Annotated in this window: 1 protein-coding gene; it reads right to left on the bottom strand. The window is 65.5% G+C overall.

The window, feature by feature from the left end; genetic code table 11:
• The coding region (locus OOT46_RS30600; RefSeq protein ID WP_265407400.1) for a PAS domain S-box protein at nt 1–1,042 on the bottom strand (1,042 nt) is incomplete at its 3' end.
• Nucleotides 1,043–1,669 lie beyond the last annotated feature (627 nt).

Below are 1,669 nucleotides of genomic sequence, written 5' to 3'. Positions count from 1 at the left end.
GCCGCCCCTGCAGCTCCAGCCCGGCGCCCATGGGGCGTACCTTGGGCTCCTTGAAGAACCGCGTTCGGTGCTCGGGGTGTGTCGCGCGGAAGCGCTCCGGGATCAGGATCTCGATCGGCTGGCCAAGCAGTTCTTCGCGTTGGTAGCCGAACAAGCGCTCGGTCTGTGAGTTGACCAGCACAATGACGCCGGCGGTGTTCACGATCACCATCGCGTCCGGCGCCGACTCCAGCAGCCCACGGAACTTCTGCTCGGCCTTGCGCCGGGCGGTGATGTCGCGAATCGCGCTCATGCTGACCCGGCCAACATCGGTCTGCAGCGGGCTCAGGCTGATCTCGACGGGAAACTCCTCGCCGTTCTTGCGCATGCCGTGCAGTTCCAGCCCCGCACCCATGGGACGGGTGCGCGAGCGGCTCACGTACGCAGCACGATGGCCGACGTGGGCTTGCCGGTAGCGTAGCGGCAGCAGCACTTCCAGCGGCTGACCGACCAGTTCGTGGCGCGTGTACCCAAACACCGCTTCCGCCTGGCTGTTCACCAGCACGATGCGACCGATGTCGTTGACCATGACGATGGCGTCCGGCGTCGACTCGAGCAGATCACGGTAGCGTGCCTCGAGCAGCTGCGCATCGCGCCGAACCTTCAGATGTGTGACGTCGGTTTTTCCGTAGACCCAACCGCGCAGTGCGCCGCCGGGGCCGTGCAGTTCACGCACGCAGGCATTCACATAGATCAACGCGCCGTCCTTGCGGCGTCGCATGGCCTCGTAGCTGCGCGGCGTAGCTGGCCCCGGCAGATGCTGCGGCCCGACCTCGCCGTCAGTTGTGCCTTCGGGAATCACCAGTTCGCGCAGTGTGCGCCCGATCGCTTCATCCCGGGCAAAGCCGAACAGCTCTTCGGCGGCTCGGTTCCAGTAGCTCACCACGCCGTCGGGCGAAACAACGATGACCGCACTCGGCACCTCTTCCGGTGTATGCAAGCTGCGGTGGTCGTCGTCTTGGGCGAAAGCGTCGCTGGCCGAGCTCCTGTATTTGTCGTACATGCTGGCGCTCCCGTACTGCGTTTGAGCCTTGGTGCACCCCCCACAACCATTCCAGCAATAGCCGTACCGGCGATGTCGCGCGCGTCGAGGCAACTACAGGTGGCAGGGAGACCGCCAACCGGCCTTGACCCGCCAAGCGACGGGCGGGCGGCGCGACCGGCGCAGGGCAGTCTGTGGTCGCACACTTTCCGCTGCGCCGAACGGACAAGAGATGAAAAGGTAATATCTGCAGATCTCCCTTTTTGCAGCATTTGCAGGACTGCACGGTGACGACCTGCAGGGCAGCGGGTTTCCTCCGAAATGCCCTTCAGTGACCGCACTCGTACCCCGGAGCCTGGCGTCAGTTGGGCGGAGGCAGCTGCGCCAGCAGAAGAGACGCCGCTGCGCGACGTCATCAAGGACGCAATGCCGGTGAGGCGAAGCCCCCGAGGCGTAGCGGTTGGGCGAAGCCCTGCAAGAAATTGCAGCATGGCAACCGGGAGCAACCGCTGGAGCCGCTCGGCCCCGGCTCTGCACTGGCTGCTCACAATCTTGTCCACCGCTGCGGTGGACAACAGGGAGCAACGGGCGCGGAGATCTCGGCCCCGGTCAAGGAGGATGGGCCGCCACCTGCGGCCCGCTTGCCCT

It is taken from the genome of Aquabacterium sp. A7-Y (genome assembly GCF_026153205.1).
In the GTDB taxonomy this organism is placed as follows: Bacteria; Pseudomonadota; Gammaproteobacteria; order Burkholderiales; family Burkholderiaceae_C; genus Caldimonas.
The sequence above is the reverse complement of the archived record's forward strand: the minus strand, read 5'-3'. Positions and strand labels throughout refer to the sequence as shown.